The sequence below is a fragment of the Georgenia satyanarayanai genome (assembly GCF_023715365.1).
In the GTDB taxonomy this organism is placed as follows: Bacteria; Actinomycetota; Actinomycetes; order Actinomycetales; family Actinomycetaceae; genus Oceanitalea; species Oceanitalea satyanarayanai_B.
The window spans coordinates 171,552-186,059 of sequence record NZ_JAMBNZ010000001.1 but is presented as its reverse complement, the minus strand read 5'-3'; the positions used below and the strand labels follow the sequence as shown (position 1 = coordinate 186,059).

General features: G+C 72.0%; 13 protein-coding genes, 1 other RNA gene and 1 pseudogene. 10 read left to right on the top strand and 5 right to left on the bottom strand.

The genetic code is table 11. The annotated features are described in order from the left end of the window. Positions 1–9: 9 nt before the first annotated feature. Positions 10–1,716 (bottom strand): FAD-dependent oxidoreductase, encoded by a 1,707-nt coding sequence (locus M3148_RS00850; protein WP_251302757.1) that lies wholly within the window; start codon positions 1,714–1,716, stop codon positions 10–12. Positions 1,717–1,945: 229 nt separating this feature from the next. Between M3148_RS00850 and M3148_RS00845 the strand changes: the two genes are divergently transcribed. Beyond that, entirely contained in the window at positions 1,946–2,470 is a 525-nt protein-coding gene (locus tag M3148_RS00845; RefSeq protein ID WP_251302756.1) for a beta-class carbonic anhydrase, read from the top strand. A 9-nt stretch (positions 2,471–2,479) separates the two neighbouring features. Further along, positions 2,480–2,893, top strand: coding sequence for a DUF3052 domain-containing protein (locus M3148_RS00840; RefSeq protein ID WP_251302755.1), 414 nt, complete (start codon positions 2,480–2,482; stop codon positions 2,891–2,893). 10 nt (positions 2,894–2,903) lie between these two features. Here the strand turns inward: M3148_RS00840 and M3148_RS00835 are convergent, their stop codons facing one another. Together M3148_RS00835 and M3148_RS00830 are read right to left on the bottom strand one after the other, a co-directional pair. Next, positions 2,904–3,209 (bottom strand): hypothetical protein, encoded by a 306-nt coding sequence (locus M3148_RS00835; protein ID WP_251302754.1) that lies wholly within the window; start codon positions 3,207–3,209, stop codon positions 2,904–2,906. A 3-nt stretch (positions 3,210–3,212) separates the two neighbouring features. Continuing rightward, the gene (locus M3148_RS00830; protein WP_251302753.1) at positions 3,213–3,419 is read right to left on the bottom strand and encodes a DUF2945 domain-containing protein; all 207 of its coding nucleotides are present in this window, start codon (positions 3,417–3,419) and stop codon (positions 3,213–3,215) included. A gap of 132 nt (positions 3,420–3,551) precedes the next feature. On the opposite strand from M3148_RS00830, the gene M3148_RS00825 reads away from it, so the two are divergent. Further along, positions 3,552–4,388 carry a formate/nitrite transporter family protein gene (locus M3148_RS00825; RefSeq protein WP_251302752.1) on the top strand — a complete coding sequence of 279 codons (837 nt, stop codon included), beginning with the start codon at positions 3,552–3,554 and terminating at the stop codon, positions 4,386–4,388. A gap of 74 nt (positions 4,389–4,462) precedes the next feature. Here the strand turns inward: M3148_RS00825 and M3148_RS00820 are convergent, their stop codons facing one another. Next, positions 4,463–5,452: an aldo/keto reductase gene (locus M3148_RS00820; protein WP_251302751.1), complete on the bottom strand. Its 990-nt coding sequence runs from the start codon at positions 5,450–5,452 to the stop codon at positions 4,463–4,465. A 146-nt stretch (positions 5,453–5,598) separates the two neighbouring features. Between M3148_RS00820 and M3148_RS00815 the strand changes: the two genes are divergently transcribed. The 6 genes from M3148_RS00815 to M3148_RS00790 all read left to right on the top strand — a co-directional run bounded on the left by M3148_RS00815 (position 5,599) and on the right by M3148_RS00790 (position 10,603). Next, the gene (locus M3148_RS00815) at positions 5,599–6,033 is read left to right on the top strand and encodes an OsmC family peroxiredoxin (protein ID WP_251302750.1); all 435 of its coding nucleotides are present in this window, start codon (positions 5,599–5,601) and stop codon (positions 6,031–6,033) included. Between the two features lie 229 nt (positions 6,034–6,262). After that, complete coding sequence (locus tag M3148_RS00810) at positions 6,263–7,447, top strand: Nif3-like dinuclear metal center hexameric protein (protein ID WP_251302749.1); 1,185 nt, start codon at positions 6,263–6,265, stop codon at positions 7,445–7,447. Then, positions 7,444–8,181 (top strand): zinc ribbon domain-containing protein, encoded by a 738-nt coding sequence (locus M3148_RS00805; RefSeq protein ID WP_251302748.1) that lies wholly within the window; start codon positions 7,444–7,446, stop codon positions 8,179–8,181. The genes M3148_RS00810 and M3148_RS00805 overlap by 4 nt, the downstream gene beginning before the upstream one ends. Beyond that, positions 8,178–9,356 (top strand): histidine phosphatase family protein, encoded by a 1,179-nt coding sequence (locus M3148_RS00800; RefSeq protein ID WP_251302747.1) that lies wholly within the window; start codon positions 8,178–8,180, stop codon positions 9,354–9,356. The genes M3148_RS00805 and M3148_RS00800 overlap by 4 nt, the downstream gene beginning before the upstream one ends. Before the next feature lie 14 nt (positions 9,357–9,370). Beyond that, positions 9,371–9,749, top strand: an RNA gene (gene rnpB / locus M3148_RS00795) — RNase P RNA component class A. A 188-nt stretch (positions 9,750–9,937) separates the two neighbouring features. Continuing rightward, positions 9,938–10,603, top strand: coding sequence for a hypothetical protein (locus M3148_RS00790; protein ID WP_251302746.1), 666 nt, complete (start codon positions 9,938–9,940; stop codon positions 10,601–10,603). On the opposite strand, the gene M3148_RS00785 is transcribed toward M3148_RS00790, so the two are convergent. Next, on the bottom strand, positions 10,590–11,546 hold the full coding sequence (locus M3148_RS00785; RefSeq protein ID WP_251302745.1) for a class I SAM-dependent methyltransferase: 957 nt from the start codon (positions 11,544–11,546) through the stop codon (positions 10,590–10,592). The two genes, M3148_RS00790 and M3148_RS00785, sit on opposite strands and share 14 nt — an antisense overlap. 1,537 nt (positions 11,547–13,083) lie before the next feature. On the opposite strand from M3148_RS00785, the pseudogene M3148_RS00780 reads away from it, so the two are divergent. Continuing rightward, positions 13,084–14,425 (top strand): annotated as a pseudogene (locus tag M3148_RS00780) (IS3 family transposase). Positions 14,426–14,508 lie beyond the last annotated feature (83 nt).

Here is a 14,508-nt window from a genome sequence, read left to right as displayed (position 1 = left end):
TCCCTCTGGTCAGGCGGGCTGGTGGACGCGGGGGGCGAGCAGCGTGGCGGCTCGGTCGCCGAGGACGGCGCGCAGGGTGAGTGTGCCGCCGGACAGCGACGCGGAGTCGAACCCGGCCTGCACGAGCACGCGATGGGCGATGGCGGAGCGCACGCCCGAGGCGCACATGACGCGCACCGGGCGGCCGGCCGCGGCCTCCCGCACCTCCTGGAGGCGGCCGCGCAGCTCGGTGTGGGGGACGTGGAGGGCGCCCGGCAGGATGCCCGTCGCGACCTCGCCCGCACTGCGGACGTCCAGGACGAGCGAGGCGGCGAGCACGTCGTCGACGTCGCGCGCGTCCCACAGCCGCAGCGTGCCGTCCAGGACGTTCGCGCCCACCATGCCGACGAGGTTGACCGCGTCCTTGGCCTGCCCGTAGGGCGGGGAGTAGGCGAGGTCGAGGTCGATGAGGTCGGCGACCACCGTCCGGTGGCGGATCGCCGTGGCGAGGACGTCGATGCGCTTGTCGACGCCGTCCGTGCCCACCGCCTGCGCCCCGAGCAGGAGGCCGTCCTCCTCGCGGACGTGGACGACGAGGTGGATCTGGTCGGCGCCGGGGAAGTATCCGGCGTGCTGGTTCGGGTGCAGGTGCAGGGTGCGGTAGGCGATCCCGGCGCCGTCGAGGGCGGCGCGGTTGGCTCCCGTCATCGCCGCCGTCAGCCCACCGACCCGGACGATCGCGGTGCCGAGCGGTTGTGGCACCGGGCGTGCCGTGTGCGGGCGCAGGATGTGGTCGGCGACGAGGCGGCCCGCCCGGTTGGCGGGTCCCGCCAGGGCCACTGGGCGGCGCACCCCCGTGACCGGGTCGGTGCTGACGGTCGCGTCACCGACGGCCCACACGCCGGGCAGGGAGGTGCGGCCGTGCTCGTCGACGACGATGGCGCCGCGCTCGGTCGCCACACCGGCGCGCTCGAAGACCTCGGTGTCGGGCCGGACCCCGACCGACAGGACGACGAGGTCCGCCTCGAGGCGGGTACCGTCCGCGAGGACGACGACATCGTGGTCGATGCCGGCGATCACCTTCTGTGCGCCGGCCCCGGCATGGACGCAGATCCCGAGCCCAAGCAGCTCCTCGGTGACCGGCCAGGCGAGCTCCGTCTCGAGCGGCGGCAGCACGTGCGGAGTGAGCTCGACGAGAGTGGTGGCCACCCCCTGGGCAGCGAGCGCCTCGGCGGCCTCGACACCGATGAACCCGGCCCCGAGGACGACGGCGCGGCGGGCGCCCTCGTCGACCTGTTCGCGCAGGGCGACGGCGTCGTCGACGGTGCGCAGGGTGCGCACGCGCGAGGAGTCGAGGCCGGGCAGCGGTGGCCGCACGGCCCGGGCGCCGGGGGAGAGGACGAGGGCGTCGTAGCCGATGCGCTCCTCGCCGTGGTCGGTGCGCACGACGACCTCGCGTGCCTCCGCGTCGAGGCCGACGACCTCGTGGCCGGGACGCACGTCCAGGTCGAGAGCGGCGCGCAGCCGCTCGGGGGTCTGCACGAGGAGGCTGTCTGCCTCGGCGATCTCCCCGCCCACGTAGTAGGGCAGGCCGCAGTTGGCGAAGGAGACGTGCTCGCCGCGCTCGAGGACGATGATCTCCGCGCTCTCGTCGAGCCGGCGCGCCCGGGCAGCACAGCTCATGCCGCCGGCCACGCCGCCCACGACGACGATCCGGGTAGGGGTGGAAGTAACCATGTGACGACAATATACCCCTGGGGGTATTGGGCGGTCGTGAGCGAGGCATGACGTCCGCCACGTCCGCGTCGCGCCGACCGTGCGGCCCGAGCCGTGGGACGAGGAGGCCCGGCGGACCAGGATGCGAGATGCATCGGTGGCGGGCGCCGGGCCGGCGAGGGCAGGGACGAGGATGGGCGCAGCGGCCGGGTCGGCCGCGAGACGTGCCCGTCCACCGAGAGGCCGCACCATGAGCGTCACTGACGAGCTCCTCCGCAACGCCGAGGCCTACGCCGCCGGCTTCACCAAGGGCGACCTGCCCATGCCGCCGGCGCGGCACGTCGCCGTCGTCGCCTGCATGGACGCGCGGCTCAACCCCTTCGGCCTCCTCGGGCTGGAGGAGGGGGACGCCCACGTCATCCGCAACGCCGGTGGGGTGATCACCGAGGACGAGGTCCGCTCGCTCGTCATCAGCCAGCGCCTCCTCGGGACCCGGGAGATCATCCTCATCCACCACACCGACTGCGGCATGCTCACCTTCACCGACGACGACCTCAAGGCCCAGATCGAGGCCGACACGGGCATCCGACCGCCGTGGGCCCCGGAGTCCTTCCGCGACCCGGCCGACGACGTGCGGCAGTCCCTCGCGCGGATCGCGGCAAACCCGTTCGTCCCCCACAAGGGCCAGGTCCGCGGCTTCGTCTACTCCGTCACCGACGGGACGCTCACCGAGGTCGAGCAGCGCGACGCCTCCACTCTGGTGCAGCAGGACTAGCCTCTGGTCATGAGCCGCACGGTGGCGGAGAAGATGGGCGTGCGAGCGGGATCCCGCGCGCACGTCGTCGGGGCACCGGCCGAGGCCATCGCGGCCCTCCAGCTCCCCGAGCTCGCGCACGCCGCGGACGGCGATCTCGACTACGGCCACCTCTTCGTCACCCGACAGGACGAGATGCGCGCGGCCTTCCCGCCGCTGCGGGACCGGCTGGCTCCGGGCGGCACCCTGTGGGTGTCGTGGCCCAAGGGCGGGCGGCTCGGCACCGACCTCACGATCCGGTCGGTCATCGCCATCGGCTACGACCTGGGCCTCGTCGAGAGCACGTGCCTGCGCGTGGATGACACGTGGGCGGCCCTGAAGTTCACCCGTCCCAAGCGAGGGACGGTCTACGCCAACAGTTACGGCACGCTGCCCGGCGCCTGAGGCGGTTCGCTCAGCCCGCCAGGCGGTCCGCCCAGCGCCGTCCGGCGTCACCGCCCCACGCGTCCCAGGCCACGCGGCCGGGGGAGGGGAAGCCGGGAGTGTTGCCGCGGAAGCCGGGGGCGTCGCGGTCGACGTCGTGCCGGGCGAAGTAGGCGTGCATCTTCGCGAGGTCCGCCTCGCTCACGTCCTCACCGCGCGCGAGCTGGTAGGCGCGGCCCCGGCCGACCTCGGTGAAGCCCTTGCCCGCCTTGCCCTCCTCGATCCAGCGGACGGCCCTGGCGGCCGCCTGCTGGACGCCCTTGGGTGGTGTCGCCACGGCTCAGCCCTCCTTCGTCAAGGCCTCGGGCCGGTGCGCGGCGCGCTTGCCGCTGCTCTCGGACTCGACGATGAGCATCGGCTCGTCCTCGCTCGCGGTGAAGTGCTGCTTGGCCAGCTGGAAGTCCTTCGTGCGGGTGTCGACGACGACGCCGTGGGTGACCCCCTGCGGCGTGTTCCACGAGACGCGGTCGCCCTGGGACAGTGCCATGGTTCCTCCGTTCCGTCGGGCCACCACGGTGACACAGCGGCTGGCCACCGGCACGCCCGCGAAGGCGCACCGACGGGCGACGTGTCACCGTGTCCAGGCCGAGGGGTGCGACCGACACGTCAGGGGAGCGGGATGAGCGAGGAACGACGCCGAGAGCTCGGCGAGACCGACTTCCCCGTGGAGCAGGAGCTCAAGGACGCCTTCGACAAGGTGATGGACGAGGGTGCCCAGCGGTTGCACCGCACGTTCCGCTCCGTCCTCATCACCGGGCTGTTCGGTGGGATGGAGGTGGGCCTGGGTGTCATGGCCTACCTGGCCGTGCTCCACGAGACCGACAACCACCTCCTCGCGGGTCTCGCCTTCGGCGCCGGCTTCATCGCCGTGCTCCTCGCGCACAGCGAGCTGTTCACCGAGGACTTCCTCGTGCCCGTCATGGGGCTGGTGACCCGCCAGGCGAGCGTCTGGCAGCTCGGCAAGCTGTGGGCGGGGACGCTGCTGGCCAACCTCGCCGGCGGCTGGGTGTTCATGTGGATCGTCGTGCAGGCGTTCCCGGAGTGGTGGGGCACGCTCGAGGAGTCCGCCCGGCACTTCGTCGACGCCCCCTTCACCCTGCAGACGGTCTGCCTCGCGGTCCTCGGCGGCAGCACCATGACGCTGATGACCCGCATGCAGAAGGGCACGGACTCCGACATCGTCCGCGTCGTCGCGGGCGTGACCAGCGGCTTCCTGCTCGCCGGCCTGCAGCTCTTCCACTCGATCCTCGACTCGCTGCTGATCTTCGGCGCCATCCACGCGGGCGCGAACATCGCCTTCCTCGACTGGCTCGCCTGGTTCGGCTACACCGTCTTCTTCAACGTCGTCGGCGGCATCGTCCTGGTGACGACGCTCCGGGTGGTGAGGTCCAAGGAGCTCGTCGTCCACTGGCGCGAGCAGGCGCCCGCGGACCCGGACGCCGCGCACGAGCGGTAGCCCGGCCCAGCCTCACCACGCGGCGACAACCCCCGCCCGCCGCACGAGACGCGTACGAGGGGCGGGAGCCGGTGTCACCAGCGCGGGTGGATGGACTCCCGCAGGTCGCGGTCGTAGATCCTGCGGACCGCGTCGTCGATCTCGACGGGCAGCTCCAGGGAGCCGGCCGCGGCGTTGGCCTGGGCCTGCTCGGGGTTGCGCGCACCGGGGATGACGGAGGAGACGCCGTCCTGGGCGGCCGCCCACGCGAGCGCCACCTGCGCCGTCGTCGCCTGCGGGACGAGGAGGCGCGCGACCGAGGCGAACTCCGTGGCGGCACGCACCCCCGTCTCGAAGTCGACGCCGGAGAAGGTCTCACCGACGTCAAAGGCCTCACCGTGGCGGTTGAAGCTGCGGTGGTCGTTCTCCGCGAAGGTCGTCTCAGGGGTGTAGCGGCCCGAGAGCAGGCCGCTGGCGAGCGGCACCCGGGCGATGATCCCGACCCCGGCCTCGCGGGCCGCGGGCAGCACCTGCTCCAGCGGCTTGAGGCGGAAGGCGTTGAGGATGATCTGGACGGTCGCGACGTTCGGGCGTGCGATCGCGGCCAGCGCCTCCTCGACCTTCTCCACGCTCACCCCGTAGGCGGCGGTGACGCCGTCCGCGACGAGGGTGTCGAGGTCGTCGAAGACGCGGTCGATGCCGTACACCTCGGTGGGCGGGCAGTGGAGCTGGACGAGGTCGAGGGTGTCGACGCCGAGGTTGCGGCGGGAGCGGTCGGTCCACGCCCGGAAGTTGTCCATCGAGTAGTTCTCGGGCTCCTGCGGCAGGCGCCGGCCCATCTTCGTCGCGACCGTGACGTCCGCGCCGGGGTTGGCGCGGCGCCACTGGGCGATGATCGACTCGCTGCGGCCGTCACCGTAGACGTCGGCGGTGTCGAAGAAGGTGACGCCGGCCTCCGCGGACGCGTCGAGGACGGCGAGGGCGTCAGCCTCGGCCACGTCCCCCCAGTCCGCGCCGAGCTGCCAGGTGCCCAGGCCGATGGGCGAGACGGTACGGCCGGTACGGCCCAGGGTGCGCGACTGCATGCTTCTCCTTCGATGCGGGTGGGGGTGCGTCCAGGCTACCGGCGCCTTTGCGATGTGTTCGGGACCGCCCTGTGGTGGGATGGCTGTGTCGGCGCAGTTCCGGCGCCGCCGGCCTCAGGGCCGCCCCGTGTGCGAAGGAGAGTCCCATGCCCAACCCCGTGGTCAACAAGGCGAGCACCGAGTGGAACGGCGAGCTGTTCACCGGCTCCGGCACCACCACCCTGGAGACTTCCGGCAAGGCCACCTTCGACGTCGCGTGGCAGTCCCGCGGTGAGCAGGAGGGCGGGACGACCACCCCCGAGGAACTCATCGCCGCGGCCCACGCGACCTGCTACGCCATGCAGTTCTCCAACATGCTCAAGGAGAACGGCACCCCGCCCACCCAGCTCAACACGAGCGCCGCGGTCACCTTCGTCGCCGGCACCGGGATCACCGGCATCGAGCTCACCGTGCGCGGGACCGTCGAGGGCATCGACGCCGCGAGCTTCGACGAGCTGGCCCGCAAGGCCAAGGAGACCTGCCCGGTGAGCCAGGCGCTCGCCGGCACCGAGATCACCCTCGCCGACGTCCAGCTGGCCTGAGCCCCCGCCCTCCGGCCGCGCCGCTGCCGCAGGGGAGAGCGTGCACGAGACGTTAGATTGATCCGCCAGGTGGATCAATCTAACGTCTCCGCACCACGCTCCCCAAGTGCTCTCCTGCGGCGCGGGACGGATGCGGGCGCCACCAGTCGTTCCGGTGAGCGAGCCGCACCGCCGGTCGCGGGCGACGGCGCGTGCCGGGAAGGTGGGCCCGCACCGATAGCCTGGGCGGATGGCGAGCACCCTGACCGTGGCCGACGTCGTCGGCCTCCTCGAGCAGCGATACCCGCCGCGGACGGCGGAGGCCTGGGACGCCGTCGGCCTCGTGGCGGGTGACCCGGACGCGCCCGTCCGCACGGTGATGTTCGCCGTCGACCCCGTCCAGGCCGTCGTCGACGAGGCCATTGCCGCGGGCGTGGACCTCCTCGTCACCCACCACCCCCTCTACCTGCGCGGGACCACCTCGGTGGCCGCGACCAGCCCCAAGGGCCGGGTGGTTCACGACCTCGTCCGCGCCGGCTGCGCGCTGTACACCGCGCACACCAACGCCGACTCCGCCGTCGGGGGAGTGGCGGACGCGCTCGCCGACCTCCTCGGCCTGCGCGAGCGCCGACCGCTCACCCCGCACGACGCCGCCGCGCTCGACACGCTCACCGTCTTCGTCCCGCGTGAGGACACCGCCGCCGTCCTCGACGCGCTCGCCGCGGCCGGCGCGGGCGACATCGGCGACTACGACCGCTGCGCCTTCACGGTCGCCGGCCAGGGCACCTTCCGCGCCGGCGCGGCCGCGAACCCGACGATCGGCGAGCGGGGCGAGGTCACCGAGGTGGCCGAGGACCGCCTCGAGATGACCCTGCCGCGCGAGCGCCGCACCGCCGTCGTCGCCGCGCTGCGCGCCGCCCACCCCTACGAGGAGCCGGCCTTCTCCGTCGTCGAGCACGCCACCCACCCGGCGGGCACCGGCATCGGCCGCATCGGCGTCCTCCCGAAGCCCACCTCGCTGCGCGCCCTGGCCGAGCGCGTCGCCGCCGTCCTGCCTGCCACCGCGCAGGGCATCCGCGTGGCCGGGGACCTCGACGCCGAGGTGAGCCGGGTAGCCGTGTGCGGCGGCTCGGGCGACTCGCTGCTCGGCACCGTGCGCGCGCTGGGCGCCGACGTCTACCTCACCGCCGACCTGCGCCACCACCCGGCCTCCGAGGCGCTGGAGGCCGGCCCGCCCTCCCTCATCGACGCGACGCACTGGGCCAGCGAGTGGCCCTGGCTGCCCGTCGCCGCGGCCCGGCTGGAGGAGGACGCGCGCGAGAGCGGCGCGAACCTCCGCACACACGTGAGCACGATCGTCACAGACCCGTGGACGCTGCGCCTCGGCGCCCCCGACAATGGCACCACGACCGACAACGAGGGAGTCACCCCGTGACCACAGCCCCGGTGGCCGACCAGCGCCGACTGCTCGACATCCAGACGCTCGACACGCGCGCCGCGAAGCTGGCCCACCAGCGCCGCACCCTGCCCGTGCTCGAGACGATCGCCGAGCTCGAGGGCCGGCTCGAGGACCTGCGCAGCGCCCAGGTGGAGGAGCGCACCGTCGTCGGTGACATCCGCCGCGAGGTCGCCAAGGCGGAGTCAGACGTCGAGCAGGTGCGCCAGCGCGCCACCCGCCACCAGGCCCGCCTCGACTCCGGCGCAGTCTCCGCCAAGGAGGCCCAGGCGCTGCAGTCCGAGCTCGAGCAGCTGGCCCGCCGCCAGGGCGACCTCGAGGAGACCGAGCTGGAGGTCATGGAGCGCCTGGAGGAGGCCGAGTCCCGCCTCGCCGAGCTCGGCGAGCAGGAGGCCGCCATCGCCGCGGACGTCGCCCGGCACGTCGCGGCCCGCGACGCCGAGTGGAGCACCATCGACGGCCAGCTCGAGTCGGTCGCCCGGGAGCGTGCCGCTGCCGCCGAGCAGACCGACGCCGGGCTCCTGACCCTGTACGACCGCGTCCGGGACCGCACCGGTGGCCTCGCCGCCGTCGCGCTCTACGGCTCGCGGACCGAGGGCACCCAGCTCGACTTCTCCCTCACCGAGCTCGACGCCATCCACTCGGCGCCCGCCGAGCAGGTCGTCCAGCACGAGGACTACGGCTACATCATCGTGAGGATGGAACCGAAGTGAGCCAGGCCAGCCTCTTCGACGCCGAGCCCCTCGCCACCGCGGAGGGCACGGCCGAGCGGGGGCTGGTCACCTCCGGGCGCGTGCTCGTCGTCGAGGCCGACGGCGGCTCCCGCGGCAACCCCGGCCCGGCCGGCTACGGCGCGCTCGTGCGTGAGGGGGAGGCCGTCCTCGCCGAGCGGGCCGAGTACCTCGGGGAGTGCTCGAACAACGTCGCCGAGTACAGCGGCCTGGTCGCCGGGCTGCGCGCGGCCGCCCAGATCGACCCCACGGCGCAGGTGGAGGTCCGTATGGACTCCCGGCTCGTCGTCGAGCAGATGTCGGGCCGCTGGAAGATCAAGCACGCAGACATGCGCCGCCTCGCCGACGAGGCTCGCGGGATCCTGCCTGCCGGCCAGGTCACGTACACATGGGTGCCACGCGCCGAGAACGGCGCCGCGGACGCGCTCGCCAACGCCGTCATGGACAGCCGAGGCGCCATCGACCGCACCCACGCCGCCTCCGCCGAGGGCGCAGGACCCGCTGACGGTGCAGCCGGCGCTGACGACGGCGCGCGGCCGGCGTCGGACACCGACGAGGACTGGGACGACGAGCCGCCCATCCCCGACGTCGACACCAACGCGCCGTCCCTGTCAGACCCCGACGCAATCACCCTCGTCCTCGTCAGCCCGGGCTGGACCCCGCGCGACGGCGAGGAGGACCCCCAGCTCACCGACGACGGTCTGGAGCTCGCGGGTGCTGCGGCCGCCGTCGTCGACTCGATCGGCTTCACGCTGTGGCCGCACCTGGCGCGTCCGAGCATGCTCCTCGCCTCCCCGCTCGTGCGCGCCCAGCAGACCGCCGTGCTCATCAGCGAGGTCGCCGACCTCGGCATCCCCACGGTCGACGACGACTTCGCCGCCGCCGCGCCGGGCGAGTCCCGCGCCGAGCTCGCCGTCCGGGTCGAGCGGGCGATGGCACGGCTGGACGACACCTGCGGCGGCTGCACGATCGTCGTCGCCGCCCACGCCGACGTCATCGCCGCGGTCATCGGCACGGTCGTGGAGGCGCCCACCGAGGCCTGGGACGTGTTCCGCATCGCGCCCGGCACGATCAGCGTGGTCCGCCGGTGGAGCGGGCGCGGCGAGGTCCACGTCATGGGCTGCCCGGCGCAGCTGGTGGGCAGCGAGGTCGGCTAGACTCGACGGGCGGATGAGTCGGCCAGGCGGTCGCGGCGCCCCTCGGGGCGACGAGGAACGTCCGGGCTCCGCAGAGCAGGGTGGTGGGTAACGCCCACCCGGGGTGACCCGCGGGACAGTGCCACAGAAAGTAGACCGCCGTCGCAGCCTCCGGGCCGCGGCGGTAAGGGTGAAAGGGTGGTGTAAGAGACCACCAGCGTGCCGGGTGACCGGTGCGGCTAGGTAAACCCCACCCGGAGCAAGACCAGACAGCAGGCGCCCGAGGGCTGCTCGCCCGAGCCTGCGGGTAGGTCGCTGGAGGCGTGCGGCAACGCACGTCGTAGATGGATGGCCGCCACCGCGGACCGGCAACGGGCCGCGGGACAGAACCCGGCGTACCGGCCGACTCATCCGCCCCTCGGGCCGCCCGGCGGCCGGCCCCCGCCGGCCGCGGAGCGGCGGCGCAGGCGTGCGCTGGTGCACAGGCCTGCGTCTGGCTGGCCCTGTCCACAGATGGCGCCCCCGCGCCGGCGACCGGCTGCGCTGCCGCGCCATCCTGGGGTCCCGGCGGGCCCGTCCGCCGCGTACCGCAGGAGGTCCGCATGCGCGCAGCTCTCGTCCCCGTCACGGCCCTCGCCGTACTCGCCCTCGCCGCGTGCGCGCCCGCGGACGAGCCCGCGCGAGAACCTCCGACGGCCGCGACGTCGACGACGGCCGCGACGAGTGCCACCACCGAACCGCCGGTGACGCCCGAGCCGGCCACCCCCGAGGGGCCGACGCTGCCGCCGGAGCTGGCCGCGCGCATGCCGCCGGAGGAGGAGGTCGACGGCATGGTGGAGGAGGCGAAGGCGGCCTACCTCGCCCACCGCGCGGCCTACGACGCTGCCGCCCGCACCGGGTTCAGCGACACCGACCTGGTGGACGCGCTCTTCGCCACCGCGACCGGTGACGTCCTCGCCGCGCTGGAGCAGGAAGCGAGCGCTATCGCAGGGACAGGCCAGGTGGTCGACGGTCACGCCGAGGTGCTGGGGATGGAGCTGTACTCCCTCGTCGTGCCGGAGGAGGACGGCTCAGGGCTCGGCGTGGTGCTCGACGTCTGCCTGCACATCGAGGGGGACCTCGAGGAGACCGACGGCACCGTCGTGCACACGCTCGACGGCGACCCGGTCCTCGTCGTCGTGAGCCTCACCGACCACGGGGGGAGGTGGATGCTCACCACCCAGGCCGTGCAGGAGGGCCCGTGCCCCGAGGGGCTCAGGCGTCCTTGACGGCCGTGATGCTGTAGGTCGTCGGCACGGTCTGCCGTAGCGGCTCCGGGAAGGCCCACACGCCGTCGGTCTCCTCCATGAGGGGGTGGGCTGGCCACGGGACGGTCTGCTGCTCGTCGAAGCTCGTGATGCGCAGCCCGGCCCCGAGGAGGGAGCCGATGATCTCGGCCAGGGAGTGGGGCCACTCGTAGGTGCGCGGGTGCTCGATCGGTGTCGGGTCACCGGTGTAGGAGAAGGTGTCCACCCAGGTCTGGGAGAGCGCCGAGGGGAAGTAGCGGTAGCGCACCTCCAGGAGGTCGCTGCGGGCGTCGTCGAGCGTGTAGAGCATCGGGTGGCCGTCACGGATGAAGAAGGTGCCACCCGGGCGGAGCAGCCGGGAGATGCTGCGTGCCCAGGCGCCGAGGTCGGGCAGCCAGGTGACCGTGCCGATGCTCGTGTAGACGACGTCGAAGGTGTCGTCGACGGCGTCGGCCGCGTGCTGCACGTCGGCCTCGACGAAGCGCGCCTCGAGGCCGCACTCGCGCGCGAGGCCGCGGGCGATCTCCAGGCTGCGCGGGGACAGGTCGACGCCGGTGACGCGGGCGCCGAGCCGGGCGAGGGAGAGCGTGTCCTTGCCGACGTGGCACTGGAGGTGCACGACGTCCAGACGGGCGACGGTCCCGCCCGGCAGGTGCGGCCCGAGGATCGCGAGGTCCTCGGCGGCGACTTCGCTGAGCTGGCCCGGGTCGGCGGCGAACCCGGGCAGGTCGTACATCGCCGAGGCGGCGTGGATGTCGGCGCGGTCGTCCCAGTTCTCCCGGTTGGCGCGCAGGGCGTCCTCGCGGTCGACGGAGACGTCGGCGCCGGATGGGGCGTTGGCGCCGGACGGGGCGTCGCCGGACGGGGCGTCGGCGGGCAGGGCGTCGGCGGGCAGGGCGTCACCGGCCGGCGGGAAGGTGCTCATCGCCGGGACAGTACCGCCGCAACGGCCCCGGGCCCAGCGGTTTTCAACGCCCGTGGGCACCGCTCCCGCGCGACCTCAGCGGGCGCGGGCCGGTGCGGGTCGCGGTGCTTTGCCTTCAGCCGCGGGGTAAGGGACTTCCAGCCCCTGGCGCTTCCGGGTGTCATGTGGTGCTCCTGGATCCTCCTCCTGCGCCGAGGTCGCCCGTTCTTGGATCGTGTTCCGTGACGTGGCTGGCATGCGCTACCTTCTTGCCACCACGCACAGCGCGACGGATCGCGAACTGACTGGGGCCGGGCTCCCACAGGGGAGGGTCCGGCTTTGGATGTCCCGGTGACGGGGATTGGGTCAGGGGAGTCTGGCGTGGTTGTTGACGAGCTTTATTTGGCTCGCCGTGCGCGGCGTTCGGCCCTCGAGTGGTTCGGGGTGCCCTTGGGATTCAATGGTCGACGACTCGCCACAGATATTGGCTTCGCGGCCGCCGGCGGTGGAATCGGGCGTGTCCTCTCGAGGGGCTGGTCGCGCTCGGCTATAGTCCGCCGCCCAGGTCCGAGACATTCTGCGGCGAGAGGACCAAGTCCAGCCGCGCACCGGACAGCACGTAATGTGAGAACCAACGCGATCTCAGGTGGCATACTGGCGGGCTCACGGATCGGCGTTAACCGGCGTACAGGTGGAAGATGGTGAGCTGGCCTGCGCACTCCGAGACTGGCGCCAGCGGGCGAGAAAAGCGGCATTTGATTGCACCTCCCCGACTTCCAATCGTCGTTCTTCTTTCGGCCGCTGGACTATTGGCCGTGATAGGACTCTCGCTTACGCCAGTGAGCTGGCAGCTCCCTTACTCTGGCTATGTCCAGTACATGCTGATACTCGGAGTTTTGCTTTGGGCTGTAGGGAGCATGGCCTCGATGCGGGTAGCGGTCGACTCCACGACAATGGTCATCATCAACGGAATCTCGATCGTCGAGTTCAAGAGAAACGACATCGCCGATGTTACGAGCCATAACGGGATAATCATCGAGACGCGCTCTGGCTACCGCTGCATTGTAGAGGCGTACGGCCCTTCTCAACTACAGGGTCTTCGATCGAGTCCCCGGTACGCTCGAATAGCGGACACGATTCGCGGCTGGGCACAATCCGTCGAGCCCGGCCCAAATGTCGGTGCAATAGAACCGAAAGCGCGGTCGTCACGTCGTGCAGTTCAGAGACCGCCGTGGCGGCCGCGTAAGATGCTCACTGTGGGCCTCCCCAGCTGCCTGCTAGGCGCTCAGCTACTTGGATTCATTTTGTGGACCACCTCGGAGCTGATATTCGCTTTACTGTGAGAACTATCCGGGCGCCCCGCGACAGCCCTCAGCAGCCAGGCGGAGATTGGGGCCCGACCATGCAGTCCGGATAATGCGTCATAGTCCTCGGGCGATGGCGGCTGCAGCGTGGAGCCAGGCGCGGCGGGTGTGCTCGTTGAGGGCGCCCAGACGCAGCAGTCTGAAGCGCCCCAGGTTTGATGCCGCTCCTGTTTGAGTCCAGGAGGATGAGCACCATGCCCAAGAAGATTGATCCAGAGCTGAGAGCCCGTGCTGTGCGGTTGGCGACCGAGCACGCCGGTGAGTACCCGTCGTTGACGGCGGCGTCGTTCGCCGTTGCCAAGCAGCTCGGCGTCAGCAGGGAGTCGGTGCGTCGCTGGGTGATGCAGGCCCAGGTCGACGACGGGCAGCGCTCCGGATCCACCACCGAGGAGCTGGCCGAGATCAAGACGCTCAAGGCCAAGGTCCGCCGCCTCGAAGAGGACAACGCGGTCTTGAAAGCCGCCACAGTTTTCTTCGTCGGGGAACTCGACCCCCGCAACCGCTGATCATGGGATTCATCGAGACCATGAGGTCCCAGGGCCACGCAGTCGAGTCGATCTGTCGGGTGCTGCGCGAGCAGGGCTGCCAGATCGCTGCGCGGACCTATCGCAGCTGGAAGAGCGCCAGCCGCGTGATCGCCGCCCGCACAATGAGCGACGCCCAGGTCGTTGACGCGGTGCGCGAGGCCGCCTGGACCACCGACCACCACGGCCGGCGCCGGCTCACCCCAGAGGGCCTGTACGGGCGCCGGAAGATGACGGCCTACCTGCGCCGCACCACCGTCCCCGACGCCGCCGCAGGGGCAGTAGACCGGGCAATGACCACCCTTGGACTCGTCGGCGTGCGACGCGACAAGGGCACCCGCACCACGATCCGGGCCAAGGACGGCATCCGCGCCGGTGACCTCCTGAACCGGGACTTCACCGCTGCGGCACCCAACCGCGTGTGGGTCACGGACTTCACCTATGTCCGCACGTGGGCCGGGTTCGTCTACGTCGCGTTCATCATCGACGTGTTCTCCCAGCGGATCGTGGCCTGGCACGTGGCTGCCACGATGCACACCGACCTGTCCCGCTGGTCGCCCGAGGACCTCGAGGCCGTCGCTCTGGCGGTCAACAACCGGCCCCGCAAAGTCCTCGGCTGGAAGACACCAGCCGAGGCGTTCACCGAGCAGCTACAGTCGCTCCAATAGCCCGGTGTTGCATGGACCGGTTGAACCCGCCCAATACACGTCCATTCGGCTCACCGAGCACCTCGCGCTGGCCGAGATCCGGCCCTCGATCGGGTCGGTCGGCGACGCGCTCGACAATGCACTGGCCGAGACCATCAACGGCCTGTACAAGTCCGAGGCGATCCGCCACCACCGTGTTCCACGAGGGGCCCTTCAAGACCATCGCCGACGTGGAGTACGCCACCGCCGGCTGGGCCGACTGGTACAACGCCCGCCGCCTCCACGGCACCCTGGGCAACGTCCCACCCATCGAGTACGAACAAGCCCACTATGCTGCCCTCAACCCCGAGCCGCAGCCCGCATGAGAGCGGCAGAGAACCTGGGGCGCTTCAGGGGCGACCGCCGCCGGCTCCGCGCCGTCACAGGCGCTGACGGCGAGGGCGGCGAG

Coding starts and splice junctions, on each gene's coding strand:
- M3148_RS00785 (WP_251302745.1), bottom strand. CDS start 11,546: ATGAGCACCTTCCCGCCGGCCGGTGACGCCCTGCCCGCCGACGCCCTG.
- M3148_RS00845 (WP_251302756.1), top strand. CDS start 1,946: ATGAGCGTCACTGACGAGCTCCTCCGCAACGCCGAGGCCTACGCCGCC.
- M3148_RS00820 (WP_251302751.1), bottom strand. CDS start 5,452: ATGCAGTCGCGCACCCTGGGCCGTACCGGCCGTACCGTCTCGCCCATC.
- M3148_RS00825 (WP_251302752.1), top strand. CDS start 3,552: ATGAGCGAGGAACGACGCCGAGAGCTCGGCGAGACCGACTTCCCCGTG.
- M3148_RS00830 (WP_251302753.1), bottom strand. CDS start 3,419: ATGGCACTGTCCCAGGGCGACCGCGTCTCGTGGAACACGCCGCAGGGG.
- M3148_RS00810 (WP_251302749.1), top strand. CDS start 6,263: ATGGCGAGCACCCTGACCGTGGCCGACGTCGTCGGCCTCCTCGAGCAG.
- M3148_RS00840 (WP_251302755.1), top strand. CDS start 2,480: ATGAGCCGCACGGTGGCGGAGAAGATGGGCGTGCGAGCGGGATCCCGC.
- M3148_RS00790 (WP_251302746.1), top strand. CDS start 9,938: ATGCGCGCAGCTCTCGTCCCCGTCACGGCCCTCGCCGTACTCGCCCTC.
- M3148_RS00850 (WP_251302757.1), bottom strand. CDS start 1,716: ATGGTTACTTCCACCCCTACCCGGATCGTCGTCGTGGGCGGCGTGGCC.
- M3148_RS00815 (WP_251302750.1), top strand. CDS start 5,599: ATGCCCAACCCCGTGGTCAACAAGGCGAGCACCGAGTGGAACGGCGAG.